This is a genomic window from Streptomyces sp. NPDC039462, from assembly GCF_055639375.1.
The window spans coordinates 2,566,783-2,592,046 of record NZ_JBVKAO010000001.1 but is presented as its reverse complement, the minus strand read 5'-3'; the positions used below and the strand labels follow the sequence as shown (position 1 = coordinate 2,592,046).

23 protein-coding genes are annotated in these 25,264 nt (G+C 69.3%); 13 read left to right on the top strand and 10 right to left on the bottom strand.

All coding sequences use genetic code 11. The features are described from left to right. The first annotated feature begins 52 nt into the window (after positions 1–52). Genes ACZ7LU_RS10705 through ACZ7LU_RS10695 form a run of 3 tightly spaced genes read left to right on the top strand, consistent with a single transcriptional unit; the run spans position 53 to position 3,674 of the window. Positions 53–2,296 carry a TIR domain-containing protein gene (locus ACZ7LU_RS10705; RefSeq protein ID WP_471916428.1) on the top strand — a complete coding sequence of 748 codons (2,244 nt, stop codon included), beginning with the start codon at positions 53–55 and terminating at the stop codon, positions 2,294–2,296. Beyond that, positions 2,293–2,631, top strand: a complete 339-nt coding sequence (locus ACZ7LU_RS10700; RefSeq protein ID WP_471916427.1) for a RyR domain-containing protein — start codon at positions 2,293–2,295, stop codon at positions 2,629–2,631. The genes ACZ7LU_RS10705 and ACZ7LU_RS10700 overlap by 4 nt, the downstream gene beginning before the upstream one ends. Then, positions 2,628–3,674 (top strand): sulfotransferase, encoded by a 1,047-nt coding sequence (locus tag ACZ7LU_RS10695; protein WP_471916426.1) that lies wholly within the window; start codon positions 2,628–2,630, stop codon positions 3,672–3,674. The genes ACZ7LU_RS10700 and ACZ7LU_RS10695 overlap by 4 nt, the downstream gene beginning before the upstream one ends. A 46-nt stretch (positions 3,675–3,720) precedes the next feature. Here ACZ7LU_RS10695 and ACZ7LU_RS10690 read toward each other — a convergent pair whose 3' ends face one another. From ACZ7LU_RS10690 to ACZ7LU_RS10675, 4 genes are all read right to left on the bottom strand, one after another. Next, positions 3,721–5,466, bottom strand: a complete 1,746-nt coding sequence (locus tag ACZ7LU_RS10690) for an FAD-binding oxidoreductase (protein ID WP_471916425.1) — start codon at positions 5,464–5,466, stop codon at positions 3,721–3,723. A gap of 489 nt (positions 5,467–5,955) precedes the next feature. Further along, entirely contained in the window at positions 5,956–7,206 is a 1,251-nt protein-coding gene (locus ACZ7LU_RS10685) for a serine hydrolase domain-containing protein (protein WP_468563902.1), read from the bottom strand. A gap of 182 nt (positions 7,207–7,388) precedes the next feature. After that, complete coding sequence (locus ACZ7LU_RS10680) at positions 7,389–9,020, bottom strand: M4 family metallopeptidase (RefSeq protein WP_468718528.1); 1,632 nt, start codon at positions 9,018–9,020, stop codon at positions 7,389–7,391. 335 nt (positions 9,021–9,355) lie between these two features. After that, positions 9,356–10,213 carry a calcium-binding protein gene (locus tag ACZ7LU_RS10675; RefSeq protein ID WP_471916424.1) on the bottom strand — a complete coding sequence of 286 codons (858 nt, stop codon included), beginning with the start codon at positions 10,211–10,213 and terminating at the stop codon, positions 9,356–9,358. Between the two features lie 302 nt (positions 10,214–10,515). Between ACZ7LU_RS10675 and ACZ7LU_RS10670 the strand changes: the two genes are divergently transcribed. The 3 genes from ACZ7LU_RS10670 to ACZ7LU_RS10660 all read left to right on the top strand — a co-directional run bounded on the left by ACZ7LU_RS10670 (position 10,516) and on the right by ACZ7LU_RS10660 (position 12,235). Continuing rightward, positions 10,516–11,247, top strand: coding sequence for a S1 family peptidase (locus tag ACZ7LU_RS10670; protein ID WP_471916423.1), 732 nt, complete (start codon positions 10,516–10,518; stop codon positions 11,245–11,247). After that, positions 11,220–11,735 (top strand): mycothiol transferase, encoded by a 516-nt coding sequence (locus ACZ7LU_RS10665; RefSeq protein ID WP_471916535.1) that lies wholly within the window; start codon positions 11,220–11,222, stop codon positions 11,733–11,735. The genes ACZ7LU_RS10670 and ACZ7LU_RS10665 overlap by 28 nt, the downstream gene beginning before the upstream one ends. A gap of 80 nt (positions 11,736–11,815) precedes the next feature. Next, positions 11,816–12,235, top strand: coding sequence for a pyridoxamine 5'-phosphate oxidase family protein (locus ACZ7LU_RS10660; RefSeq protein ID WP_471916422.1), 420 nt, complete (start codon positions 11,816–11,818; stop codon positions 12,233–12,235). A gap of 28 nt (positions 12,236–12,263) precedes the next feature. Here the strand turns inward: ACZ7LU_RS10660 and ACZ7LU_RS10655 are convergent, their stop codons facing one another. After that, positions 12,264–12,959, bottom strand: a complete 696-nt coding sequence (locus tag ACZ7LU_RS10655) for a L,D-transpeptidase family protein (RefSeq protein ID WP_398311713.1) — start codon at positions 12,957–12,959, stop codon at positions 12,264–12,266. 173 nt (positions 12,960–13,132) lie between these two features. Then, positions 13,133–13,465, bottom strand: coding sequence for a hypothetical protein (locus ACZ7LU_RS10650; protein ID WP_471916421.1), 333 nt, complete (start codon positions 13,463–13,465; stop codon positions 13,133–13,135). Positions 13,466–13,694: 229 nt separating this feature from the next. Here ACZ7LU_RS10650 and ACZ7LU_RS10645 point away from each other — a divergent pair, with 229 nt between their 5' ends. Then, positions 13,695–14,786, top strand: a complete 1,092-nt coding sequence (locus ACZ7LU_RS10645) for an LLM class flavin-dependent oxidoreductase (RefSeq protein ID WP_471916420.1) — start codon at positions 13,695–13,697, stop codon at positions 14,784–14,786. Here the strand turns inward: ACZ7LU_RS10645 and ACZ7LU_RS10640 are convergent. Then, positions 14,779–15,669 carry an alpha/beta hydrolase family protein gene (locus ACZ7LU_RS10640; RefSeq protein ID WP_471916534.1) on the bottom strand — a complete coding sequence of 297 codons (891 nt, stop codon included), beginning with the start codon at positions 15,667–15,669 and terminating at the stop codon, positions 14,779–14,781. The genes ACZ7LU_RS10645 and ACZ7LU_RS10640 overlap by 8 nt on opposite strands. Positions 15,670–15,956: 287 nt before the next feature. Between ACZ7LU_RS10640 and ACZ7LU_RS10635 the strand changes: the two genes are divergently transcribed. Then, on the top strand, positions 15,957–16,328 hold the full coding sequence (locus ACZ7LU_RS10635) for a MerR family transcriptional regulator (protein ID WP_471916533.1): 372 nt from the start codon (positions 15,957–15,959) through the stop codon (positions 16,326–16,328). A 59-nt stretch (positions 16,329–16,387) separates the two neighbouring features. Here the strand turns inward: ACZ7LU_RS10635 and ACZ7LU_RS10630 are convergent, their stop codons facing one another. Continuing rightward, on the bottom strand, positions 16,388–16,963 hold the full coding sequence (locus ACZ7LU_RS10630) for a CGNR zinc finger domain-containing protein (protein WP_471916419.1): 576 nt from the start codon (positions 16,961–16,963) through the stop codon (positions 16,388–16,390). A gap of 103 nt (positions 16,964–17,066) precedes the next feature. Between ACZ7LU_RS10630 and ACZ7LU_RS10625 the strand changes: the two genes are divergently transcribed. Then, positions 17,067–18,239, top strand: coding sequence for an epoxide hydrolase family protein (locus ACZ7LU_RS10625; RefSeq protein WP_471916418.1), 1,173 nt, complete (start codon positions 17,067–17,069; stop codon positions 18,237–18,239). 106 nt (positions 18,240–18,345) lie between these two features. After that, the gene (locus tag ACZ7LU_RS10620) at positions 18,346–19,749 is read left to right on the top strand and encodes a M20/M25/M40 family metallo-hydrolase (RefSeq protein WP_471916417.1); all 1,404 of its coding nucleotides are present in this window, start codon (positions 18,346–18,348) and stop codon (positions 19,747–19,749) included. Here the strand turns inward: ACZ7LU_RS10620 and ACZ7LU_RS10615 are convergent. Beyond that, complete coding sequence (locus ACZ7LU_RS10615) at positions 19,647–20,582, bottom strand: helix-turn-helix transcriptional regulator (protein ID WP_471916416.1); 936 nt, start codon at positions 20,580–20,582, stop codon at positions 19,647–19,649. The genes ACZ7LU_RS10620 and ACZ7LU_RS10615 overlap by 103 nt on opposite strands. 210 nt (positions 20,583–20,792) lie before the next feature. Between ACZ7LU_RS10615 and ACZ7LU_RS10610 the strand changes: the two genes are divergently transcribed. From ACZ7LU_RS10610 to ACZ7LU_RS10600, 3 genes are all read left to right on the top strand, one after another. Then, a complete protein-coding gene (locus tag ACZ7LU_RS10610) occupies positions 20,793–21,608 on the top strand; it encodes an SDR family oxidoreductase (protein WP_471916415.1) in 816 nt (271 codons plus the stop codon). Positions 21,609–21,703: 95 nt separating this feature from the next. Beyond that, positions 21,704–22,144 (top strand): VOC family protein, encoded by a 441-nt coding sequence (locus tag ACZ7LU_RS10605; RefSeq protein WP_471916414.1) that lies wholly within the window; start codon positions 21,704–21,706, stop codon positions 22,142–22,144. Between the two features lie 121 nt (positions 22,145–22,265). Continuing rightward, positions 22,266–23,063: a polysaccharide deacetylase family protein gene (locus ACZ7LU_RS10600; protein WP_471916413.1), complete on the top strand. Its 798-nt coding sequence runs from the start codon at positions 22,266–22,268 to the stop codon at positions 23,061–23,063. A gap of 62 nt (positions 23,064–23,125) precedes the next feature. Here the strand turns inward: ACZ7LU_RS10600 and ACZ7LU_RS10595 are convergent, their stop codons facing one another. After that, positions 23,126–25,108, bottom strand: a complete 1,983-nt coding sequence (locus ACZ7LU_RS10595) for an FHA domain-containing protein (protein WP_471916412.1) — start codon at positions 25,106–25,108, stop codon at positions 23,126–23,128. Positions 25,109–25,264 lie beyond the last annotated feature (156 nt).

Genomic DNA, 25,264 nt, shown 5'->3' with positions numbered 1-25,264 from the left:
ATGTCCGTCCGCCATGGTGTACTCCACGGCGGAAACGGGGAGGGAAAGGAACATGTCCGGCAGTAGCCGTATCCGCCAGCAGGCGCGTATCCCCGCCTATTTCAGCCACAGCTACTGGGCGGAGGACCGGGAGCTGAACGAATACTTCTGGGACGTCTTCTGGGACGAGGGCTTCACGTTCGCCGTCGACCCGAAGACGAATCCGTTGTCCCCGACCCATCTCGAACTGCTGATGCGGCAGAGCGCCTGCCTGGTGGGCGTGGTGACCCGCCGCGAGGAGGAGCGGCGTTACCGGGCCTCGCCGTTCATGGTCCACGAGCACGATCTGGCCCTGCAGGCGAAGAAGCCCCGCCTGGTCTTCATGGAGAACGGCGTCTCGGCCGGCTTCTTCCCCGTCGCCGATGAGCAGCGCGTCGTCTTCAACCGGCGCCGGCTGCCGGGTCCGGAGGAACTGCGCCCCGCCATCGCGCGGTTGGCCGCACGAAGCGGTCCGGAAGGGCATACGGCCAAGGGGCTGATCGGCACGGTCGGGCTGATCCTGCCGGACGATGCGGCGTACCGCGCCGCCCTGCCGCACATCCGGGACTCGATCGCCCACGCGGGATACGCGTCACGGGAGATCCCGCTGGACTTCCAGGACGTGTTCGAGTTCCTGCTCGCGGTCGACGCCTGCGACTTCGTCATCCTCGACGTGGCCTCGCCGCGCGCTGCGGACTGGGTCTTCCCGCTGCTGCACGGCCGGTTCGTCCCCACACTCAAGCTCATCCACGAGCCGCCGGACGGGAGTTACGTGCCCCGCCCGTCCCCACTGCTGAGCGGCGCCGCCCTGCGAGCCGTCGAGCAGGCCGACCGCATCGCCGTGTACTGGTCCCGCCCCGAACAGCTCGGCGGCCGGCTCCAGGATCTCGTGGACCGCTTCTACCGGCCACGCCTCGAGTTCGAGACGTACGAGGAAGGCATCGGCTACTTCCGCAGCCTGGGCCGCGCCGAGGGCAGCGTCTTCCTCAGCAACGCCTTCGAGGACAACTCCCTTGCACAACAGGTGTGCCGGGCTTTCGAACTGCACAACCTCCCCTACTTCCACTATCTGCGCCGCAACTCCATCGAGCTCGGCGCGGACTGGCACAGCCAGCTGTCGGCGAACGTCGCCGCGTGCCGCGTCTTCGTCCCGCTGATCAGCCAGCGTTACTGGGACAGCAAGTACTGCCGGGAGGAGTACCGCATCGCCGAACGCCTGCGCGCGGACGGCCAGTTGGTGATCCTGCCGTACTTCCTGGAGGCCGGGGTCGCCGGGCAGGTCAGCTTCCAGGGGCGGTCCGTCGACCTGCTGGGGCGCGACGAACAGGTCGCCGCCATCGGCCGGGACGTCGACCGTGAGTTCGTCGAGCGCCGCAGGCTCCGGGAGCGCCTGGATCCCGGGCGCTCACCGGCACCGGGCGGCGCTGCGGCCGGGCGGCACGCCGACATCGCCGTCATCAGCCTCCTGCCCGAGGCGCATCAGGCGCTGCGCCGGCATGTGGAGACCACCGGTGCGCGGGTGGAGTCCGTGCGGCGTGGTGCGGGCCACACCTGGCTGCGCGCCGGGGTCGAGGCGGTCGGCCGCAGTACCGCGTACGAACTGGTGCTGGCCGAGCCCTGTGGCGGTCCGGACGGTGTGGGGGGCGCGTTCGCCGCCACGATCGAGGAGTGGCGGCCGGAGGCGGTGGTCTTCGTCGGTGTCTGCTGCGGCCTCGAAGCGAACCTGGCCCCGGGCGATGTCGTGATCTCCAGCCGCGTCCACGGCTACACCCTCGACGAACTCGACCAGGCCTGTCTGCCGCGCACCGACCGCAGCCATCTGGCCCACGAGGGGATCATGGCCCTGGGTGAGAGCATGCACCTCAACCACGCCTCCTGGGCCGCACGCATTTTTGAACAGCCGCCCGCCGCGCCACCTCGGGAGGGCGGGCCCGGCATCCTCGTCGGCGCCGTCGCCTCAGGTGACTCCCCCGTCGATGGGAGCGCGGACCCGGCACTGCGTCCGCTGCTCGACACGTGGCCCGACCTGGCCGCGGTGGAGCTCGACGGCTCCGACGCGGCGGGAGCCGTCACCCACGTCCGTCGCGCCGGTCGCACCCATGTCCCCGTCTCGCTGGTGTGCGGGGTGGCGGGTACGGAAAGGGCCGGGGCAGGGACCGGTTCGCACCGTCCGGACCAGGACAAACTGTGGAGGGCGTACGCTTCCGATGCCACCGCCACGCTGCTCGTCGAAGCGATCCGACGGGCGTGGCCGAGCCCGCCGAGGAGGGCCGGATGAACTTCCGCGGGCGTAGGAAAGACCGCTCACAGAACGCGAGTTGGGCACCGGGCGCGGCCACGACCGACGGCGTGGAGGTCCCCGAGAGCCTGCACGCGCTGGTCGAGGTCCTCGCGGAGCACGCGCACGACAACTGGGCGCGGCAGCGGCTGGCGGAGGGCTGGCGTCACGGCCGTCGCCGCAGCGACCGCAGACGCACGCATCCGCTGCTGGTGCCCTACGCCGACCTGACGCACGAGGAGCAGGAGACGGATCGTCTGCTGGCCCTGGAGACGGTCAAACTGATCCTGCTGTACGGCTACACATTCGAAGAACCGGACCCGGACGGGAAGTGACCTTGCGCAGTCTGACCTTCGTCATCGGAACGGGCCGAAGCGGCTCCACCGCGCTGTCGGGCATCCTGAACAGCCACCCCGACGTGCTCAGCCTGAACGAATACATGGCCTCGGTCGGGGACGCGGCTTTCCCTGCGGGCTCCGTGTCGGGAGCGGAGTTCTGGGAGGCCCTCTTCCGGCCCACCCCGTACTTCGCGAACATGATCCGCAGCGGGGTGCTGATGCCGGAATTCCTCTACACCCGCCGCTCGGGGCGGTACGCGGCCGAGACCACGGGCATCCCTGCGCTCTCCCTCATGGTTCTGCCCCACCTCACCGACGACCCCGACGGCCTGCTCGACGAGATCCGTGCGGCAGTCCTCGGCTGGCCCGACCGCACCGCCGCCGCACACCATGAGGCGCTCTTCGCGTGGCTCGGCGCACGATTCGGCCGCTCCCACGTCGTGGAGCGTTCCGGCTACTCGACGGGCTGGGCACCGGGGCTGCGCGCGGCCTTCCCGTACGCGAAATTCGTGCACCTTTTCCGGGACGGGCCGGACTGCGCCCTGTCCATGAGCCGCCATCCCGGGTACCGCGTGATCGCCTTGCTGCGTGAGATCCGCGAACGGACGGGGGTCGAGAGCTTCGCCGACCTGACGGCCGAGCAGGTGCGGGCCCTGCCCCCGGAACTCGCACCGCTGCTCGACGACCGCTTCGACCCGACGCTCGTACGAGACCGCGACATTCCCCTGCGCCGTTTCGGCACCCTGTGGTCCGAGCTCATCACCCAAGGGGTCCGATTCCTCGACGACCTGCCGCACGACCGGCGCATGACGCTCGCCTACGAGGACCTCATCGACGCGCCGCGCGAGGAACTCACCCGCCTCGCCGCGTTCGTCGGCGTCGAGCCGTCCCCGCAGTGGCTGGACGGCGCGTGTGCCCGGCTCGACGCCGGCCGCCGCGGCTCGGCCGAGAAGCAGTTGACGGCCTCCGAACTCGACGAGCTGAGGAGCAGCTGCGCTCCGGGCACCCGCGCGCTGCGGGAGCGGCCGGACCGCCTGTGACCACCGCCCTCGATGAGGAGCGGTGGTCACAGGGTCGTGTGTCGGGTTACGGCAGGCGGACCGACTGGGCGTGCCGGAAGATGTCCTTCGGGTCCCAGGCCGCCTTCGCCTTCTGCAGGCGGGCGTAGTTGTCCTTGTAGTAGAGGCTGTTCCACGCGGTCGACGAGGTGTTCCAGGCGGCGTCGCCGAGGTCCTTGTCGGGGTAGTTCACGTAGCAGCCGTCGTTGATGTCGTTCGGCACCGGAACGCCGCCGGTCTCCGCGTACACGTCCTTGTAGAAGTCGCGGATCCAGGCCAGGTGCTTGGCCTCGTCGGCCGGGTCGGTCCAGTAGGTCTGGTACTGGAGCTTGAGCACCGAGTCGCGCTGCGGCACCGCGGTGTCGCCGGGCTTGACGCTGTTGATGCGGCCGCCGTACGAGTCGACCTGGAGCAGTGCGTCGCCGTTGCTGTAGTCGGTGCGCGTCAGGTGCTTGTACATCGCCTTGATCTGGGTGGCGGAGAAGCCCTTGCGGGCGTACGCCGACTTGTACTTGCCGTACAGCGTGGGGTTGCCGCCGCTGAGGTAGTCGGTGGCGATGTACCAGGGCAGCGTGCGCGGCTTGGCGAACTGCGGCATGGCCGCGTGCTCACCGGACCGCTGGGTCATCGCCCGGCGGGTGACGCCCACGCCCGCGGAGACCGCGGCCAGGTAGTCGTCCAGGAGGGCCTGGGCGTCGGGGACGGTGGCGTCCATCTGCGTGAGCAGGACGATCTCCGACCGTTCGGCGTTGGCGCGCTGGTTCAGCTTCAGCAGGCCGAACAGGGAGTTGTACTTGGAGTCCGGCGCGCTGTTCCGCTCGTGCCAGGTGCCCCAGTTCTGGAGGAGCCGGGTGAAGGACGCCTCGGTCATGTCCTTCCAGGGGAAGGCCGTGGCGTGCACGAAGACCTCGGACGGCGGCTTCGGCAGCAGTTTGGTGGGGTCGGTGCCGGTGGCGCCGGGGGTGCGCAGCCAGTAGCGGGTGATCAGGCCGAAGTTGCCGCCACCGCCGCCGGTGTGGGCCCACCACAGGTCCTTGAGCGCGGTGTCGGTGGAGTCGCGGGTGGCGACGACGGCCTTGGCCGTGCCGTTCTTGTCCACCGTGACGACCTCGACGCCGTAGAGGTGGTCGACGGTCAGGCCGTGCAGACGGGAGAGCAGGCCGTAACCGCCGCCGGATATGTGACCGCCGGCGCCGACGGAGGCGCAGGAGCCCGCCGGGAGCGTGACGCCGTACAGCTTGTAGAGCGTCTCGTATATCTGGAGGTTTGAGGCACCGCCCTCGACGGCGAAGGCGTTCCTGCCGCTGTCGTAGTAGACCTGGGTCATCCCGGACATGTCGATGACAACCTGGACGTCCTTGTTGAAGACGAAGTCCTCGTAGCAGTGGCCGCCGCTGCGCACGGTCAGCCGCTTGCCCGCGGCGACCGCGTCCTGGACGGCCCGCACGGCCTGGGCGGTGGTGGTGACCAGGCGGACGTAGTCGGGCTTGGCGACCCAGCGCTGGTTGATGCCGCGCACCAGGTCGGGGAAGCGGGCGTCACCCGGGGCGACGGTGATGTAGTCGGGCGTGCCGGGGGCGGTCTGCGGGCCGGTGGCGACGGCGGCCGCGGCAACGCCCCCGGGGCGCGCGGATGTCTGGGCAGCCGCGGGCGGGGCGGCGGTCAGAGCCGCTCCCCCGGCGACCGCGGCGGCGCCGGTCAGAAGGGATCTTCGACCCAGCGCTCCGCCCTGGTTCGCCCCATCCGAGCCGTTTGCCTTGTTTGTCCTTCTCATGGCCACACTCCACCAACTGGTCTTGTCGCAAGGGAAGTTGAAGACGCATCGAACGATGATCGATCACGACATTAGCCCAGCGGGTCAGGGGTGACGCAATAGCTTCATTGAGAAAACTGTCCGAACTGCCGGTCACGCCATGGTTGGTTGCAACATGTGCAACTATGCGCATCCGAACGGCCGCTCAGGTGCCCTTCGCGCGGACTGTCCAGTCGCTCGATTCGAGCGCGGCGCGAGTGAGGCGACGGCGCACGAGACCCCGGACGCTGCGTACGGGTGGTGTGAGTAAGTCAGACAGGCCGCCCCTCCGAGAAGGAAGGGCGGCCTGGGAGCCGACGGCGTGCCGGGGTTACTTCTTCGGGCAGGTCTCCCCGGCGGCGGTGGGCGTCCTCGGCTGCAGGCCCAGCTCGTCGTCCGGCTGGCTGCGCGCGGCTTGCCGGCGCGGCCGGCCAGACGGGTCACCGGGTTCGGCACACGGCCGAGCCGGGGTCAGAACCGGGTGTCGTCGACCACCGGAACGGAAGCGGGAGCCGGGGCGGGCGAGCGCTTGAACTTCGCGGCAGCAGGGGGCTTGGTGCCGCAGAAGGCCGGTTCGAGGGTGTTGGTCAGGGCCTGGGTGACTCCGCTGTTGTTGGAGGCGTTGGCAAAGGCCACCACCGTGCGGCGGCCGTCGCGGGTGGCGAAGGACTGGGTCTGGTAGCCCTGGACGATGCCGCCGTGGCCGTACACCTTCCCGCAGGACAGGGTGATCTCGCGGAGCCCGAGGCCGTAGGAGACCTTCGCCGTCGGAGTGGGCAGCGCGGTCGTCATCTGCCGTACCGACTCGTCTGAGACCAGACCACCGGCGCCGCCCGCGAGCAGCGCCGACAGGAAGGTGTCCAGGTCGGCTGCCGAGGAGATGACGGCACCGGCGGAGCCCACCCAGGAGCCGTTCTGCTCGGTGGAGTCCAGGAGCGGCTTGGTGCGGTCGTCGTTCGTCAGGTAGCCGGTGACGTGCGCCCCTGTGATGGTCTTGCGGGGAACCACGTAGGACGTCTTGCGCAGGCCGAGCGGCTCGATGATCTGCTTGCGCAGGGCCTGCGCGTAGGACGTGCCGGTGACGTGCTCGACGGCCATGCCGAGCAGGACGTAGTTGGTGTTCGAGTACGAGTAGCGCGATCCCGGCGTGAACTGCTTGCCGTGCTTCACCGAAAGCGCCACCAGATCGGCGGGCCGGTAGACGGTGTTGCGGATGCGCTGCTCGAAGGCGCTGGTGGTCTCCTCGCCGGGCTGCTCCAGGAGGTCGTTCGTGTGGTCGAAGATCCCGGAGCGGTGCTGGAGGACCTGGCGTCCCGTCATGTCCCAGTCCGCCGGCAGGGTGCCGGCCGGGAGGTAGTCGCGCAGCGGCTTGTCCAGGTCGATGCGTCCCTGCTCGGCGAGGCGCAGCACGAGGACGGACGTGAACATCTTGGTGTTGCTGCCCACCCGGAACCGCCGGTCGGTCTTCATCGCCGTGCCGTTCAGATTCGACTTGCCGACGGCGACGCGCAGGTCCCGGCCCGCGTCGTCGCGGTCGTGCACGACGGCGAAGGCGCCGGGGGCGCCCGCGGCGACGGTGCGGTCGAGGGCGGCACGCACCGGCGCCGGGTCGGTCTGCGAGCCGCTCCCGGGCTCGGCCACGGCCGTCGTCGCACCGAGCGCGGCGAACACCGCACTGGTCACGGCCACCGTCGCGGTACGGCTGAACTTGGTTCTTGTCATCAGGTGTTGCCCCCACCTTTGGAGCGCTCGATGCGCTTCATGAGAGCGGGCATCGGTCGGTGCCCGCCTGGCCATGATCGTAACGACAGTCGGCCGACGGCTCGGCCTACGGCGCGTGAACGGCAGGCCAAAAGGGGCGGCGTCCGTTGCGGACGCCGCCCCTCACTTGACCTAGTCAGGAGTTACTTGACGTTGACGCCGGTCCAGGCGGCGGCCACGCGCTTGTACTCCGTGGAGTTGGAGCCGTACAGGTCCTTCGCCGCCTTCAGCGTGCCCTTACGGGCCGCCTTGTAGTCGGTGGTCGAGGTGAAGTACGTCGTCAGGGCCTTGTACCAGATCTTCTCGGCCTTGCCGCGTCCGATGCCCAGCACCTTGGAACCGTCCGCGGTCGGCGAGTTGTACTCGACGCCGTTGATCCGCTTCTTGCCGCTGCCCTCGGACAGCAGGTAGAAGAAGTGGTTGGCGATGCCCGAGGAGTAGTGGACGTCGACGTTCCCGGCGTTGGTGCTCCACTTGTCCAGGGAGCCGCCGTCCTTGCTCGGCTTGTCCATGTACCGCAGCGGGGTGCCGTCGCCGTTGATGTCGATCTTCTCGCCGATGAGGTAGTCACCGACGTCCTTGGGGTTCTTGGCCTTGAACTCCACGGCGGTCGCGAAGATGTCGGAGGTGGCCTCGTTGAGGCCGCCGGACTCACCGCTGTACTCCATGTTGCCGGTCGCCGAGGTGACGCCGTGCGTCATCTCGTGCGCCGCGACGTCGATCGAGGTGAGGGGCTTCTTGTTGCCCTCGCCGTCGCCGTACGTCATGCAGAAGCAGCTGTCGTCCCAGAACGCGTTGACGTAGTTGTTGCCGAAGTGGACCCGCGACCTCGCGCCCTTGCCGTCGCCGTTGATGCCCTTGCGGCCGTGCACGGCCTTGTAGTAGTCCCAGGTGAGCTGGGCACCGTAGGCGGCGTCGACGGCGGCGGTCTGCGCGTTCGAGGGCTTGCCGTTGCCCCAGACGTCGTTGGCGTCCTTGAAGAGCTTGCCGGCGCCGCTCTCCGCGTGCTTCAGGTCGTAGGTGCGGTGGCCGCCGCGGGCCTTGTCGGTCAGCTCATAGCCGCTCGCGACCTTCTTGGAGCCGACCTTCACCTTGCCGCTGTACTGGCTGTTGCCGGTGCCGTTCTCGATGGCCTGGTACTGGTACAGCTTCTTGCCGGTCGCGGCGTCCGTGATGACGTGCAGCCGGCTGGGCGTGCCGTCCTTCTGCACGCCGGTGACGACGGTCTCGTACGCCAGGACGGGCTTGCCGGACGCGGCCCAGATCACCTTGCGAGGCGCCTGCGCATCGGCCTTGGCGGTCTTCGCCTTGGCGGCGGTCGACTCGGCGGATTTCGCGACCGAGGACTTGCCCAACTTCGCATCCGTGGAGGCGACCTTCACGGTGGCCTCGGTCGCCTTGGTGACGCTCTTCACCTTGCCGCTCTTGGCGGCGTGCACGACGAGGTCACCGCCGAGGACGGGCAGGCCGTCGTAGGTGCGCTCGTAGCGGGTGTGGGTCGTACCGTCGGCGTCCTTGACGACGTCACGGACGACCAGCTTCTCCTTGGCACCCAGGCCGATCTTGTCGGCGGTCGCCGATCTGTCGGCGTTCGCGTCCTGGAGGAGGTCCGCGCGGGCCGTGGCCGACAAGGCGACGGGGGAGCCGGACGGCTCGGCGTCGTTGTCCGGCTGAGCGGAGGCGCCGGTGGTCAGTCCGGCGGTGAGCAGCGCTCCGGCAGCGACGGCGGTGGCGATCGTCAGTGTCGAACGCTTACGGGATATGTGAGAGGTCACGCAGGCTCCATCTGTGGGGGCCCGGGAGGCATGGAGGGCCGCCCGAGGCAGAAAAAGACGCGATGCGGGCGTGCAGCGTGTTGCTGTACGTGCAGCGTGTTGCGGGGAAGCGTGCCATTCGAGCCAGGTACATGTCAGCATTTGGGCTGGATGTTGGCTGAATATGGTCCGTTGAGCGATGGTCGACATACGCAATGCGAACAGGTGGTGCACGCCAGCGGCACCGGCAACGCGCGTACCGCCCCGGGGAGTTGTTCACCCGGGGCGGTGGTGTGTCAGGGTCGAGGAGCAACCCGCGTTTTATGAGTGGCCGGAATCCTGGCTCGGGGTGCGGTTCAGTCCTGGTGGAGTTCGTTGCGGCCCGGCCCGCCTGACAGCTTGTCGGTGCCCGTGCCGCCCCACAGGACGTCGTCGCCGCTGTTGCCCCACAGCGTGTCGTCGCCCGCCTCGCCGTACAGCTTGTCGTTGCCCTTGCCGCCGTAGAGGACGTCGGCGCCGCCCTTGCCGTGCAGGACGTCGTTGCCGTCCTCGCCGTGCAGTGTGTTCTCCTCGCCGGTGCCGGTCAGGGAGTCGTTGCCGGGGCCGCCGAAGCAGTCCTGGCTGCAGCGGGTGAGGGTGTCGTTCCCGGCGTCGCCCCACGGGCCGAAGCCCATCGGGCCGCCACCGCCGTCGAGGCGGTCGTCTCCGTCGCCGCCGTGCAGGAGCGCGGACTCCGACGCCTTGATGACATCGTTGCCCTTGCCGCCGTAGATCCCGGCCCAGGCTTGGCTGTCCGGCTCGAGGGTCGCGGTGTCGTCCATGTCGCCGAGGTCGATGTCATAGCTGTCGGAGTCGTCCGAGTTCTCCGGGATCTTGACCGCGCAGCGCACGGCGGTGCGGTCGCCTTCCTCGGGGTACACGCACTCGTCCCACTCCGCCGCGTCGGCGGAGATGGCGATGTCGTACCGGTCGTGGAAGGTGAGGACGTAGTAGGAGTCGTGCTCGCCGCGGTGGTCGATCTCTTCGTCGACCGTCACCGTGTTCTGCTGACCGGGCGCCGCCTTGTACCAGAGCTCGCCGTCCGCGACGACGACGGAGGCGGTGGCCCGAGCGGCGGACGGGGCAGCGGCTTGGGCGGTCGACGCCGCTAAGGCTGCCGTACCGAGAGTCAGGGCGAGGGTGGCGGTGGCGGCGATGGTCCGGTGAATGCGCATGCGGAAGTGACCCTTTCAGGATGTACGTGTGCGGTGGTGCTTCTAGTCACCCGGTTAGACAGGAGGCCTGAGAACGGAGTTGCCCGGCGGCTCATGAACAGCGGTGGACAGTGTGGTGACCGGTACGTGGACGGCGTCGCGCTGCGACAGCTCTCTCAGCACGGGAGGGCCCGGGGCCACCCCTCCGCTGCCCTGATGCCCTGATGTCCTGAGGTCGCAGGGCTCGCGCGGAACGCTTTTGCTCAGGAGGGGCTCTCACTACCTGTACGGCTGTACCCCTCTGAGAGGAGTTGTTCTGCACAATGCGTCGCTTTCGTGTACTGCTGCTGACCGCCCTGGTGTTGGTCACGGGCTCGATCATGTCGTCCCCTCCGGCCTTCGCCGTCATCGGCGGATCGAAGAGCACCTACGGTCCGTGGGCGGTACGCATGCTCGTTGACGGCAAACCGGCGTGCACAGGAACCGCGGTCGCCCGCCAGTGGATCCTCACCGCCTCGCACTGCTTCTACGAGCAGGCCCAGCCGGTCGCCGACAAGCGGATCTCCTTCCGGGTGGGCAAGCTCGACATGCGGAGGGGCACCACGGTGCGCCCCATCCGCGGCAAGCGCGTGGGCAGCGCGCACGCCGACATGATGCTCGTCAAGGTGCCGCCGATGAACATCCCCACGGCGCGCCTGGCCACGGTCGGCGTCCACCGCGGGCAGGCCGTGCGGGTGTACGGCTGGGGTGCCACCTGCACCACGGACGAGAGCGCCTGCCAGTCTCCCGTCCTCAAGCAGTCGGACCTGAAGGTCGTCCGGCCCAACGACCCCCTGTGCGCAGGGCACACCGCGCCGGGCGGCCCCGACTTCTGCATGAAGAAGGTGTCCGGGATTCCCGCCGGGGGCGACTCCGGAGGCCCGGTGATGACCGTCGGCCCGCGCGGCACCGAAACCCTCATCGGCGTCTTCAACGGCTCCGACCGGGAGAAGAGCGCCGAGGCCGGGGAGGTGTCCCAGCAACTCTCCTGGATTCGCTCGGTCGTTCGCCGATAGCGCCGGCACGCGCACGCGGCGCCGGCATGTCACCGGCGCCGCGTCACGGTCTACATCGCCCGTGCATCGACCCGTCGCCGCTCCTCGACCGGCCGTTCCCCGAGCCGCTGCCCCGATGGGACGACGACGCCGAGCGCGGCACCGACATGTGGGCCACCGAACACGAGACGCGCGAGGAGATCACCGGCCGCTACCGTCGGGTTTGGGAGCACTCGGACGCGACGATCACCGGCCTCGCCATCGACTCCCCCGGTCACGTTCCCTGGTGGCCGCGCCCCGATGTGCGGTTGTTCAACATCCTGGTCCACATGCTCACCGAGACCAGCCGGCACGCCGGACACGCGGACATCCTGCGTGAACAGCTCGACGGCTCGACAGGGACAACAGCCGAATACGCGGCCCAGCAGGGCGACATGGCCTTCTGGGAGGCGCATCGAGCGAAGATCGAGCGGGCCGCCAAAGCAGCCGACGCCGCGTCCGACCGCTGACGAGGTCCTAGGTCGCAGGTCGGTGGGCAAGAAGCGCGCGGCACTCCAGGATTGGCGACGTGACATCTCGTAGCTTCGACGTGGATACGTTCCTGCAGCGGCCGCTCACCGCTCGTATCGCCACCGACGGCCCCACCGTGCGCCCGGTCTGGTTCCTGTGGGAGGACGGCGCGTTCTGGGTGCTGACAGGCCCGTGGACCCGCCTGTTCGACCGCGTGAAGAACGACCCGAGCGTGGCGCTCGTGGTGGACGAGTGCGATCTCGTGACGGGACGTGTCCAACAGGTGATCGCCCGGGGGCAGGCTGCGCTGGTGCCGTTCGACGTGCCGCGGGGGCGTCGCAAACTGGCCCGCTATCTGGGAGCGGACGAAGCCCTGTGGGATGCGCGGTTCGTGAGCTATCTGTATGACGATCCGAGCGAACGAGGCACGATGTGGCTGCGTTTGGCGCCCACTTCGCTCACGGCCCAGGACCTCAGCTATGCCGTCGTTCCGTCCTGAGCCGTGAGCCCTGTGTCGCTGCCGCGGATCAGGTGCCCGGCTTGCGACCGTAGACGAAGACGTCGTCGCCCTTGCGCAGCATGTTCCAGTACTTCACTGCGTCCTTCTTCGTCATGTTGACGCAGCCGTGGGAGCCCGGCGGGGACCAGACGCTGATGCCGACGGAGTGGAATGCCTGGCCGCCGTCGAAGAACTGGCTGTAGGGCATCGGCACGTGGTAGATGCTCGACACGTGGTCGATGTTCCGCCAGTAGACCTTCTTCAGGCCCGTGCGGGTCTCGTGGCCGTTGCGGCCGGTGCGCACCGGGACCGGACCGTACTTGAGGTTCTTGCCGTCCTGGATCCAGCTGAGCTGCAGCGTCAGGTCGACACAGGCGATGCGCCCCTTGTCGGTCGGGCACTTGCCCGCCTTGTTGGGGTTGTCGCCCACCGCCTTCTGCTTGTTCATGAGGTTCATGACGCCCCAGGTGACGCTGCCCGCGTACCCGGCGTTCGGGCTGATCTTGTGTTTCGTCTGGAAGGCCTTGATGGCCTTGCAGTCGGCCGGCGACTGCTTGCCGTCCACCGGGCGGCCGAGGAACTTCTCGACCTGCTTCTGGTACGGCCCGGTCTGCGTCGAGCACGATGCGGCCTGAGCGCTGCCGGTGCCCACCGCCACCGTGAGCGGGGCCACCAGCATGGTGATCCCCAGAGCCACGGCTCCTGATCTGCGTATGTCCCCCACTGCTGTCCACTCCTCATTCGTCACGCGGCATGCGTCATTTGTCCGCGGGTCGGACTCCACCTGCTAGACAGGCCAGACCCATGGTTCGTTGCAGGACGAATTGGCACAGGTGTGTAACAGAGACCCGTCCTGGCGGCAGTGGTGCCCAGAGCCGACGTGCCGGCCGAGCCGGGTCAGTCCGTGTCGCCGGTCAGACGGTCGTTCCCGCTGGTGCCGACCGTGCTGTCGGGCGGCACCGGAGGCTGCCGGGGGACGGCGGCGGAGCCGCCTTCGGCCTGGCACTCGAAGTCGTACAACAGGCAGCTCTTCGCCGGTGTCGGGGCGGCGCTCGGGCCGCTCTCCGTCTTGCTGGTGGGTTTGGCCGAGTGGGCGGTGGGCGCTCGGGACGACTCGGGGTCGGGCGTGGTGCTGCCACCGAACACGGTGATCAAGACGACGCCGACGCCGGCGATGGTGAGCACCGCGCTCACCAGGTAGCCGACAGCGCGGCGGGAGGGCGGTGGCACGTTCACAGCGTTCCTTTCGAGCGGGACTGGGACGCCGGACGTCTGAACCTACGACGAACTCGGGGTGCGGTCACCTGCCGGGTCGAAGCGGTGAAGGCAGACCTGGCCGGTTTTCGATACCCCAGTGCGAGCGTGCCGGGCCACAAGATGACGCGATTCCACAGCGGCTCCGCGCCGGGACCTGCCATGCTGAGCAGGTTCGAGTCGATCCTCATGCCTTGGAGGTTTGATGCGTGCAGGCGTCGTTGTCGCCGCGCGGCCCGGTGTGGAGGAACTCGCCGTGCGGGCCGAGGAGTTGGGCCTGCACAGTTTCTGGGTCAACGACACCCCGATGGTCCACGGCGACCCCTTCGTCGCCCTGAGCCTGTGTGCGAAGGCCACCAGCCGCATCAGGCTCGGCATCTGCGTGACCTCACCGGCGCTGCGCTCGGCCCCGGCCGCCGCGAGCGGGCTCGCCAGCCTCAACGCCCTGGCACCGGGCCGGATCAGCTGCGGCGTCGGCACCGGGAACACCGCCCGGCGCACCCTGGGCATGCGGCCGACCACGACGGCCAGGCTGGAGCGATTCACCGCTGCACTGCAGGACCTGTGCGCCGGACGTTCGACCGAGTACCGCGAAGGTGACCGGATCCGCGACATCCGGTTCCTGCACGCCGGGGCGCAGGTGAACACCGCGGACCCGATCGAGTTCGTCGTGGCCGCGCTGCTCGGTCCGAAGGCCGCCGCCGTCGCCGGCCGCCGCGGCACCGGCCTCATCTCCGTCGGCATGCTGGACCCCACCGCCTGGCACGCGCTGCACGAAACCCGCCGCCACGCCGCCCAGGACGCGCGCCGCGACCCCGACTCCCCCACGCACTCCCCCATGGAGTCCCGGGCGAAGTCCTACGTGCTCACCTCGCTCCACCTGCTCGACGAGGACGAGGATCCCGACGGCGACGCGGCCCGGGACGCGACGGGTCACCTCGTCCTGTCGCTGCTGGCCTTCGCCGCCGACACAGCCGCCGACGCATCCCCGTTCTTCGAGCAACTCGGCCCCGAGGAACGCGATGCGGTGCGACGGCTCCTCGACCGGCGCGGCACTACCCCCACCGCGCCGGACCGGCACATCAAGCTCTACCCCGACTACCTCGGCCGCATCGCGCCGCAGGACCGGGACCTGGTTCTGCCCTCGCTGATGAACGCCCTGGCCCTGGTCGGCACCCGCGACGACCTCCTCACCCGCATCACCGCCCTGGAACAGGCCGGCGTCGACGAACTCCTCATCCAGCCCGTGGTCGACCCGCCCGCCGAGATGGCCCGGCTCGCGCAACTCCTCACCTGAGTGGACGTCCGCACTTGGATTCGATGCGCCCCATGGGGGCGGCGCTCTCCGACAACGCCTTCTGCGCTGCCGTCCAGTCGGCGTCCTCGATACCGAGTGCGTGGCGGAGGTAGGCCCAGGTGACCCGTTGGATCAGGGCCACGCGCTCGGGATTCTCGTCCGTCGTCTCCCGGACTTCGTAGCCGGTGATTCCGCCGAGGGAGTGCTCCACCCCGAAGAGAGTGAGGAGGCTCTTGCGTCCCGGGCTCAGGTGGTAGGGGTCGGTGAGCCACTCCGGCCCTCGGACGGACACCCGCAGGTCGTCCCTGTCCCCCGCGACCACGAGGGTCGGCGTGGTCATGCGCGTGAAGTCCGGCCCCTTCAACCACGGGAGGTTCTCGGCCGCGAAGGGTGTCAGGTCGGCTCCGCCCCTACCGGCCGTGGCGAGCAGCACGCCCGCCTTGATCCGCGGGTCGGACAGGTCTTCCACCTTCTGGCTCACCGGATCGAGGACGCGCAGACCCAGCAGGTTGCCCGCCGTCTGACCGCCGAAGGAGTGTCCGGCCGCGGCGATGCGGCTTCGATCCAGGCGTCCGCCGAGACCGGGAACGGCGGCCTCCAGCAGATCGAGCCGGTCAAGGATGCGCTTCACGTCTTCGACACGGAGACGCCAGATCCGCGGTGTGCGGGGATCGTCCTGGGCAAGACCCACGGTCCTGGAGTCGAGATGGGTGGGCTGAATCACCACGAAACCGTGAGCAGCCCAGAAGTCGACCAGAGGACCGTAGCCGTCCGATGACGACCCGAAGCCGTGTGAGAAGACGACGACCGGGAGTTCGCTCCCGGTTGTCGGCGCGGAAATCCTTACCCGCAAGTCCTCACCGCGGCCCGGCACTTCCAGCATCACTGGCTTCACCGAGACGACGGGGGCGGGGAGGAGTACGGAGGCAGAGGTGAGGGCGGGGGCAGTGATGGCGGCGTTCGTGGCCACCGCGTCTGATGCCGGCATGGGCGGGTCTTCCTTCGCGTTTCCGATGGCGATGCTGTCCGCACAGGGGGGGCAGGCGGGGCAGGGGGGCACGGCCTTGCTCCTCGCCTTCACGGAGGAGGTGAGCCGTCACGGGATACGCTAAAACCTGACGTTGACGTCAGAGGCAAGCAGAGTGGCCCGGCTCACATCGGAGAGACATGATGCGTATCGGTGAACTCGCCACCAGAACAGGCGTCAGCGTCCGGGCGCTGCGCTACTACGAGGAACAGAATCTGCTCACCTCACGACGCAGCCCCAGCGGCCAGCGGCAGTTCCCGGACAGCGCGGTCGACCGTGTCCGGCTGATCCAGCAGTTGTACGCGGCCGGGCTGCCGAGCAAGTCGATCGCGGATCTGTTGCCGTGCGTCGTGAACGGTGAGGCCACGCCCGAGCTGCTCGACCGGCTTTCGGCGGAACGGGATCGCATCGACGGCCGGATCGGCGCTCTGGTGGACGCGCGGGACAGACTGAGCACCGTGATTGCCGCCGCCACCGCGAACTTGCGAACAGGCCAACGCTGCGGACAGCAGTAGTCAGCGGGCCGAAGACTGGAGCCGCGAGCAGAGAGGCTCCCCCGCGCCGCAGATGATGATCAGTCAGCCGAGCCGGGCTTCTTGCGCTGGTTGGCGTTGAAGCGCGCCTTCTTCTGACGATTCCCGCACGTGTTCATGTCGCACCATCTGCGGGTGCGACTTCGGCTGGTGTCGAAGAAGGCGGCTCGGCAGGTCGGCGATGCACACAGAGCCAGCCTTCCGTCTCGCTCGCCCGCGATGATGCTCACCGCGTCGGCGGCGATCACGCTGAGGGCATCCTCCACGCGGGAAGCCGAGCCGAGCTGCCAACGCCGCTTGCCCTCGGGCGTCAGGATCGCCGCGGCACGCCCCTGGGTGCTGCGGTCATTGATGACGTGGACAGCAGGAGCGGGGAGAGCGTCCTGGAGCGCGGCCGCAGTCGCGGCGGCGTGAATCGACTCCCTCAGCTCCCGGGCGAGGTCGAGCTGGGCAGGGGTGCAGGAGTCCACGGCGAGGCCGCTCACCGCCAGCCAGTCGACGAGCCGGTCTGGCGTTGGAATGCGCTCCACAGCGTCGCCATGACGCTCCGACAGAGTCCCGGTGAAGCTGGTCGCCAGCACATTGCCGAGGCGGAAGTCAGGGAACGCGACACACATGGAACCACCTTAGCCGGTTGCAGCGCGGCTCGGAGTCCTGCTAGAACCGTCATAGCCGGTTCGCGATAGATCGTAGCCGGTTCCGCGATGGCCAGGAGGTCTCATGCCCCGTCCGACCAGCGACGTACAAGCATTTGAAACCCACGCAACCGACGCCGAACTCGACGATCTCCGCGCGCGACTGGCCGCGGCGCGCCTACCGGAGGCCGAGACGGTCCATGGCGCCGCGCCCGGCCCTCGCCGATGGGAACAGGGTGTTCCGCTCACCGACCTCGTCGATGTCGTGAACTACTGGCGCACTGGATACGACTGGCGGCCGTTCGAAGAGCGCCTCAACCGCATCGGTCAGTTCCGTACGACCATTGACGACCTGGGAATTCACTTTCTGCACCGCCGGTCCGCGCGCGCGGATGCCACTCCTCTGCTCCTGACGCACGGCTGGCCGGACAGCATTGTCCGTTTCGTCGACGCAGTGGAAGAGTTGGCGGATCCGCAGGACGCGGACGCGCCGGCTTTCCACGTCGTGGTTCCGTCGCTGCCAGGATTTAGTTACAGCGACAAGCCGACCAGCACGGGGTGGGGAACCGAGAAGATCGCGGCCGCCTGGGTGGAACTGATGGGAAGGCTCGGCTACAGCAGGTTCGCGGCCCACGGCGGCGACTGGGGAGGCAATATCACCACGGTTCTCGGCGGCAGGTTCCCGGCGCACGTTCTCGGCATCCACAGTACGTTCGCGGAGGCGCCGCCCGGGGCGACGACGGACGGGCTGACGGCGGTCGAGCGCGCGTGGGCCGAGGACACCCGCGATTTCTGGCGCCATCGCGCGGCGTACGCGAAGCAGCAGGCGACCCGGCCGCAGACCATCGGCTACTCACTCGTCGACTCACCGGTCGGTCTGCTGGCCTGGATCCTCGACAAGTTCGCCGAATGGACGGACACCGAAGACAGTCCGTTCGAGACGATTTCCATGGACACCGTTCTCGACAACGTCACCCTGTACTGGCTGACGCGGACCGGTGCGTCGGCGGCCCGCATCTATTACGAGAGCCACAATTCGCTGGACCCCGAACTCCGTGTCGACGTCCCGACAGCACTCACCATGTATCCCAGCGACGTCGAGAAGTGTCCGCGCCCCTGGGCGCAGGAGCGGTACCGGCAGATCGTCCGATGGAGGGAGCCCGAGAAAGGGGGACATTTCCCGTCGCTGGAGGTTCCCGGGTATTTCGTCAAGGATCTGCAAGAGGGCCTCGCGGCAGTGCTGGCCGCCCATCGGTGAACACGGCTCGTACCGGATTCGGTGAACACGGCTCGTACCGGATGAGGAAGAGCCGGACGAGAACGCACCCTTGCGGCTCGTTGGAATGTCCATGACCATGGGCCGCATGTCGCAGCAGACGGGCACTTCCCGGCGTACCGTCCTGGCCGCGGCCGCGGCCGCCACCACGGCCGGAGCCGTCGGCCTGCAGACGGGCCCCGCCGCCGCGCGTGACGGCAGCGGACTCACGGCCCAGGAACCGCCACGTGAACTGCGCGCGATCCTGCGGGAGATCGACCACCGGCGCATCGAGGCGACGGTGCGGCGGCTCGCCGCGTTCGGGACCCGGCACACGCTGTCCTCGCAGGACGACCCCGTACGCGGCATCGGCGCCGCCCGCGACTGGATCCTCGCCGAGCTGCGGCGCCACGCGCGGCGCTCAGGCGGGCGGATGACCGTCGAGCTCCAGTCGTACGTCCAGGAACCGGGCCCGCGCGTCCCCGCTCCGACGCGCATCACCAACGTCGTGGCCACCCTGCGCGGTTCGGCGTCCCCCGACCGCCTGTACGTCGTCTCCGGGCACTACGACTCGCGCGCCAGTGACGTCATGGACTTCACGAGCGACGCGCCCGGAGCCGACGACGATGCCTCCGGGGTCGCGGTCGTCATGGAGCTCGCACGCGTCATGGCGACCCGACGCGTCGGCGCGACGCTCGTCTTCGCGGCCGTCGCGGGCGAGGAACAGGGGCTGTTCGGCGCGGCGCACATGGCGGAGCAGTTCAAGCAGCGCAAGGCCGACGTCCAGGGGATGTTCACCAACGACATCGTCGGCAGCTCCACCGCCGACGACGGCACCCGCGACCCGCGGACGATCCGCCTCTTCGCGGAGGGCGTGCCCTCCTCAGAGACACCGGAGGAGGCCGCCGTCAGACGTTCGGTGGGCGGCGAGAACGACTCGCCGGCCCGCCAGCTCGCCCGCTTCGTCAAGGACGTGGCCGCGAACGACGCGACCGGGATGCGGGTGCGCGTCGTGTACCGCCGCGACCGCTACCTGCGCGGCGGAGACCACATCCCCTTCCTCGAACGCGCCTACCCCGCCGCCCGGTTCACCGAGCCCGCCGAGGACTTCGCCCACCAGCACCAGGACGTCCGCGTGGAGGACGGCAAGCAGTACGGGGACCTGCCGGAGTTCTGCGACTTCCCGTTCGTCGCGCGCGTCGCCCGCGTCAACGCCGCCGCCCTGTGGAGCCTCGCCCAGGCCCCCGGCACCCCGCGCGGCGCGAAGATCCTCACCGCCGCGCTGACCAACGAGACCGAGCTGGTGTGGGAGCGCGGCACCGAGGCCGATCTCACCGGGTACGAAGTCGTGTGGCGCGAGACGACCGACACCGACTGGACCCATGTGATCGACGTCGGCGACGCCACCCGTCACACCGTCGACCTGTCCAAGGACAACGTCTTCTTCGGCGTACGCGCGGTCGGCCGCTCCGGCCTGCGCAGCCCCGTGGCGTTCCCGGCACCGCAGCGCTGAGGCGCCACGAGGGCGGCGAGGGCCGCGTGGGACGGGGTGTCCTGTTCGGCCGCGTACGTGACCAGACACTGGTCGCCCTCGTCGGGCAGGCGCAGCGTCTCGCGGCGCAGGGTCAGCTCACCGGCCGCGGGATGGCGCAGGCGCTCGATGCCGTGGGCGTGCTCGCCGACGTGGTGCTCGGCCCACAGAGCGCGGAAGTCCTCGCTGCGCACGGACAGTTCGCCGAGCAGGTCGCACAGCCGGTCGTCGCAGGAGTGCCGGCCCAGGTCCATGCGCAGGGCCGCGACAGTGCCGCGCGCGGTCTCCTCCCACACCTCCCGGCCCGGGTACAGGCCGCGCACGGCCGGGTCGAGGAAGATCAGCCAGGCGGCGTTGCGCTGCCCGGGCGGCAGGGCGTCGAAGTCGGTGAACAGCGCCCGGGCCGACCGGTTGGAGGCCAGGATGTCCAGTCGGCGTCCCAGTACGTACGCGGGCACCTCGCCGAGCGCCGTGAGCAGCACCTGCACGCCTGTCCTGACCGGCTGCGGGTCGGGGGGCGTGGAGGCCGGGTGGCGCAGGGCGCGGGTGAGGTGGCCCAGGTGCGCGCGTTCGGCTTCGTCCAGGCGCAAGGCCCTGGCGACGGCGTCCAGGACGGCGTCGGAGACGTTGTGGGTGCGGCCCTGTTCGAGCCGTATGTAGTAGTCGACGCTCACCCCTGCCAGGTCCGCCAGTTCCTCCCGACGCAGGCCGGGGACGCGTCGGCGGCCGCCGAACGGGCGTACGCCGAGGTCATCCGGTCGCAGCCGGGCGCGGCGGGAACGGAGGAACGCGGAGAGCTCGGTGCGGAAGTCCATGGATCAAGTGTCCGTCACAGGGTGGTTCTGCCAGACCCAGGGTCGAGCGGAGCCCTGGGTGGGCGCGTGGATCTCCTTCAGAGTCGGTACCGCGAGGCACCGCAGGGCCCTGCAAGGCACCGCAAGGCGCCTAAGGGCCTCGCACCGAACGCGGTGTGCACACGCACCCAGCACCCAGCACTTAGCACTCAGCACTTCCTGGAGACCACCATGACCGTCACCGCCCAGACCACCGAGGCCACCGAGCAGGCCGCCTCCCCCGCCCGCCCCCTCACGGGCCGGGTGGCCGTCGTGACCGGAGCCTCCAGCGGTATCGGTGAGGCGACCGCGCGCCAGCTGGCCGCGCAGGGCGCGCGCGTCGCCCTGCTGGCCCGGCGCGCCGACCGCCTGGAAGAGCACGTGGCCCGGATCGAGGCGGCGGGCGGCACCGCCCTCGCCCTGCCGACCGACGTGACCGATCCCGCTTCACTCACCGCGGCCGCCGCCGGCATCCACGCCCGCCTCGGCCGCGTCGATCTCGTCGTCAACAACGCCGGCCTCGCCCTGCCCGACGTCCTGGACGGGGACGGGTCCGTCGGCACCAACTGGCGGCGGATGATCGATGTGAACGTCACCGGCGCGTTCGCCGTCGTGGAGGTGTTCGTCCCTGACCTGCTCGCGGCAGCGGCCGAGCGGGGCCACGCGGACCTGGTCAACATCTCCTCCGCGGCCGCCCAGTCCGTCCTGCCCGGCTTCGCGGGGTACGCCGCCTCCAAGGCCGCCTTCAGCCACCTCTCCCGCAATCTGCGGGCCCGGCTCAGCCCCGCCGACGTACGCGTGACGAACATCGAACCCGGCGCCGTCGACACGGAGTTGCGCGACCACATCGACGACCCGGCCATCAGCGCCGCCGTCCAGGAGGCCGTGGGCTCCATCGAGGGCATCCCCTCCGGGGACGACGTGGCCGAACTCATCGCCTTCGCCGTCGGACGCCCGCGACACGTCAACCTGTCCCAGATCTCCGTGCTGCCCACACGGGAAGCGTAGTCGTCGACTCGCTCTCCCCGGGGGGCTTCTCCCAGGCGCTACTCTCCGGCGATACGCCTCTCCACCGGCCGTACGAGGAACAAGGAGAAACCAGCATGGCGATTCAGCGGATGGACAACGTCGGCATCGTCGTCGAGGACATGGACGCCGCCATCGCGTTCTTCGGGGAACTGGGCATGGAGCTGGAGGGCAGGACGGAGGTCGAGGGCCTCTTCGCCGACCAGTGCACCGGACTCGACGGCGTCCGCTGTGACATCGCGATGTTGAAGACCCCCGACGGTCACAGCCGGCTCGAACTGGCGAAGTACCGCAACCCCGCGGCGATCAGCGTCGGGCCGCGAAACCAGCCGCACAACATCCTGGGCACGCACCGCGTGATGTTCGCCGTCGACGACCTCGAGGACACCGTTGCCCGCCTGCGCCCGCACGGCGCCGACCTCGTCGGAGAGATCGCCCGGTTCGAGGACAGCCATCTGCTCTGTTACGTCCGCGGCCCGGAGGGCATCATCGTCGGCCTGGCCGAGCAACTGCGCTGAGCAACTACGCCGAGCAACCGCGCCGAGCACGAGGAGCCGATCCGGAGCCGCTGCCCCGCCTGAGAACGCGCTCAAGGGCGGGGCGTGGTTGGCCGATGGCTGGGACATGCACTCACCATCCGTGATCAGGGATCGCCGCCCTCTCGCCCGGCGCCTGCTCGGGACAGTCGTCGGACTGTCCGCCGTCCTGCTGTCGACCCTCGCGCAGAGTCCGGCGGCCCGGCCGGCCGAGGCCGTCACGCCGCATCCGGCGGCGACCGCGGACGGCAAGGGACTGCGAGCGTTGTTCGGTTCGGAGAACCGGGTGATCCGTACGCGCGATCGGGTGGTCGCCGTGACGTTCAACGCGGCCTGGAACGACGCCGGCCTGGACAGCATCCTCGGAGAGCTCGCCCGCCGTCGCGCGGCCGCCACGTTCTTTCTGACCGGCGACTTCGCCGAGCGCCACCCCACGGTGGTGAGGAAGATCGCGGCGGCCGGCCACGGGCTGGGCAACCACTCCTTCAGCCACCCCTACTTCAAGGACCTGGGCAAGGCGGGACGACAGCACGAAGTGGTGGCGGCGGACGCGGCGCTTCGCGCGGCCGGGGCGGGCCGGGCGGTGACGCCGTTCTTCCGGTTCCCGTACGGCGAGACCAGTCCCGCTCACATCAGGGAAGTCAACGCTCTCGGGTTCGCAGACATCGAGTACACCGCCGACACCAACGGATGGAAGGGGACCGAAGGCGGGATGACGGTGGACCGCGCGGTGAAAAGGGCGCTGGACGCCCTGCGGCCGGGAGCGATCCTGCAGATGCACGTCGGCGCGTCGCAGGGCCGCACCGAGGTCATCGACGCCCAGGCCCTGCCCCGTATCCTCGACGCGATCACCGCCCGGGACTATCGCGTCATCGACCTGCGCACTCTGCTCACGCCCTGAACCACTCACCACGGCGTGGCCCTGATCGGACGCGCCTGGCCGGGTACGCATGCGGCTCACGTTCACACCCTCTGGGTGCTGATCCGGAGCGGCGGGCCGGGTTCCGGCGGGCCCGGCTCGGCCATACGTTCGGAATCGTGGGCGCATCCGGAGGGAGAGACCGACCGCTCCGGGGACGAGTCCAGCCGCTCCGCCGGGTAGAAGATGTCGATGTCGACCTCCTCGCCGCCCACGATCTGTGTGTCCCACGCACCGCTGCGGACCAAGGTGTACAGGGTCCGGCTGTGCAACGTGTCCAGGTGCTTCAGGAGTGTCGCGTCGTCCGGCATGCCGGGGACCCGGGGCGCCAAGCGGGCGCGAATCGTGCGGAGTTGCGTCATGAGTGCTCCGAGGTCGGCCTCCCGGTCCAGGTCACGCCCCTGCTCCAGGGACTCCGAGATGCTCTCCTGGATCTTGTCCTTGATGGCCCGCGTCACTCCGTGCTCATCCGTGGTGATCATGGAGTTCCAGGCGCGGCTCTTGTGCCGGTACTGGAGCATCGACATGGCCGCCTCGTGGCGGACGAAGTCCGCGTCGCGGAACGGGCGCCCCCGCCAGGTGCCGCTGAGGGACCGGGCGAGCGAGATGACCGATCCCCAGCCGCTGTTGAGGCCGCGTCCCGGCCAGAAGTGGATGGCGTTGGCGGCGTCCCCGAGCAGGAACCCGTAGGTGCCGGGGCCGGTGGATGTCCTGGGATACAGCCGTGCGGTGAACCGGGGCCGCTGGACCATGTCGAGCCGGAACGCGGTGACGGCGGTCAGGTCCGACTCGGGGACGGCGAAGAGTGCCAAGCCCTCCTTGACCCTCTTCCACAGCGCCGAGCCTTTGACCAGGGCGGGCAGGAAGAGGGTGCTGTGGGTGTCGCAGCAGAAGTCGCCGTCCTCGCTCCGGTTCATCACGCACGGGCGTGAGGCGACGCACTCCTCGAACACCCGCCGGACGGGGTCGATCCCCACGACTTCCTTCGCCTCCTCGTCGGTCAGCCGCATGTTGAGAAAGCCCTCACCGCGCAGGGAGTTGAGGAGGAAGCGGTTCTGCGCCACGGTCAGCAGCACGGACATCGGATCCGGAAGCCGCGACTTCACCTTCAGGCCGAGCACGACGTCCTGGAGATGTGCGCCTTCCAGGGAGTAGATGGACTTGTCGGCCTGCCCGAACTTCTCGGCGAAGTGCTCGCGTGTCCGGGAACGGCCGCCTTCGCAGATGGCGAGCACGTGATCTGCGGACGCGGTCTGCTCGTGCTGGAGCGCGTCGAACCGCTCCGGGACGAGGCGGATGCGGTCCGGCTTCTCGTTGGCCATTTCGAGGAGGGTGTCCTCGACGTAGGCGATACGGATGTTCCTCGGGTTGTGCCCATCGATCGAGTCCGGGCCCGCCGGCCACATCTCGCTGTACGCGCCGTCCCTGAACAGCCTCGTCCGGACCTCTTGGGGAAGGCCCAGATACTGGCGGCTCTGGACCGTGACGACCTGCTGCCGCCGGACGTTGCCCTGCTTCGCGTCCTTCCATACGACCCTGTCTCCGGCCCGGGTCCAGCGACCGTCGTAGACCGTGATGGCGACCCGGGGGCCCATAAGGGATTCGAGCAGCAGGGCGAAGGCCAGCCCGACGGGGCCGCCGCCCGACACCGTGACCTTGAGCACCGGCACCGGCTGCTCGGCAGGGGGAGGTGTGAGCGCCTGGAGCACGGAGAGGTCGATGATGGTTTCCATCGGATCCGCCGCCTCGAAGCGGAACGTTTCCTTGCCGATGGTGATCAGGTCGCCGGGCTGCAGCACGTGGGAGGTGGCGCGTTCTCCGTTGACGTACGTGCCGTTGCTGCTTCCCAGGTCGTACAGCATGAAGCCGTGCCCTTCACGGCGCACCTCGGCGTGGAACCGCGAGATGCTCACGTCGCGGATCACCACGTCGTTCGCCGGCTTGCGGCCGAACGTGAGGGGCTTCGTGCCGATCCGGAACCGCTCTCCGGCCAGGGCGCCTTGACGACTGACGATCTCAGGAGGCATGGGTCCTCGGATTCCCTTCACTCGACGAGCCGGAACGCGCAGCGAGGGCGGCCTGACCTAGGCCGCCGGGTGTCACTGAGTTCATACGGCGGGGTGCGGTAGTGCGTTCAACGGGGCATTTCGATTGCCCGGAAACCGACGCCACGCCGTTGTTAG

Bases quoted from the DNA above. Each gene is read 5' to 3' on its own strand.
- ACZ7LU_RS10705 (WP_471916428.1), top strand. From the start codon at position 53: ATGTCCGGCAGTAGCCGTATCCGCCAGCAGGCGCGTATCCCCGCCTAT.
- ACZ7LU_RS10690 (WP_471916425.1), bottom strand. From the start codon at position 5,466: ATGAGAAGGACAAACAAGGCAAACGGCTCGGATGGGGCGAACCAGGGC.
- ACZ7LU_RS10630 (WP_471916419.1), bottom strand. From the start codon at position 16,963: ATGTGTGTCGCGTTCCCTGACTTCCGCCTCGGCAATGTGCTGGCGACC.
- ACZ7LU_RS10605 (WP_471916414.1), top strand. From the start codon at position 21,704: ATGGCGATTCAGCGGATGGACAACGTCGGCATCGTCGTCGAGGACATG.
- ACZ7LU_RS10670 (WP_471916423.1), top strand. From the start codon at position 10,516: ATGCGTCGCTTTCGTGTACTGCTGCTGACCGCCCTGGTGTTGGTCACG.
- ACZ7LU_RS10700 (WP_471916427.1), top strand. From the start codon at position 2,293: ATGAACTTCCGCGGGCGTAGGAAAGACCGCTCACAGAACGCGAGTTGG.
- ACZ7LU_RS10620 (WP_471916417.1), top strand. From the start codon at position 18,346: ATGTCGCAGCAGACGGGCACTTCCCGGCGTACCGTCCTGGCCGCGGCC.
- ACZ7LU_RS10615 (WP_471916416.1), bottom strand. From the start codon at position 20,582: ATGGACTTCCGCACCGAGCTCTCCGCGTTCCTCCGTTCCCGCCGCGCC.
- ACZ7LU_RS10675 (WP_471916424.1), bottom strand. From the start codon at position 10,213: ATGCGCATTCACCGGACCATCGCCGCCACCGCCACCCTCGCCCTGACT.
- ACZ7LU_RS10640 (WP_471916534.1), bottom strand. From the start codon at position 15,669: ATGCTGGAAGTGCCGGGCCGCGGTGAGGACTTGCGGGTAAGGATTTCC.
- ACZ7LU_RS10685 (WP_468563902.1), bottom strand. From the start codon at position 7,206: ATGACAAGAACCAAGTTCAGCCGTACCGCGACGGTGGCCGTGACCAGT.
- ACZ7LU_RS10645 (WP_471916420.1), top strand. From the start codon at position 13,695: ATGCGTGCAGGCGTCGTTGTCGCCGCGCGGCCCGGTGTGGAGGAACTC.
- ACZ7LU_RS10625 (WP_471916418.1), top strand. From the start codon at position 17,067: ATGCCCCGTCCGACCAGCGACGTACAAGCATTTGAAACCCACGCAACC.
- ACZ7LU_RS10635 (WP_471916533.1), top strand. From the start codon at position 15,957: ATGCGTATCGGTGAACTCGCCACCAGAACAGGCGTCAGCGTCCGGGCG.
- ACZ7LU_RS10595 (WP_471916412.1), bottom strand. From the start codon at position 25,108: ATGCCTCCTGAGATCGTCAGTCGTCAAGGCGCCCTGGCCGGAGAGCGG.
- ACZ7LU_RS10610 (WP_471916415.1), top strand. From the start codon at position 20,793: ATGACCGTCACCGCCCAGACCACCGAGGCCACCGAGCAGGCCGCCTCC.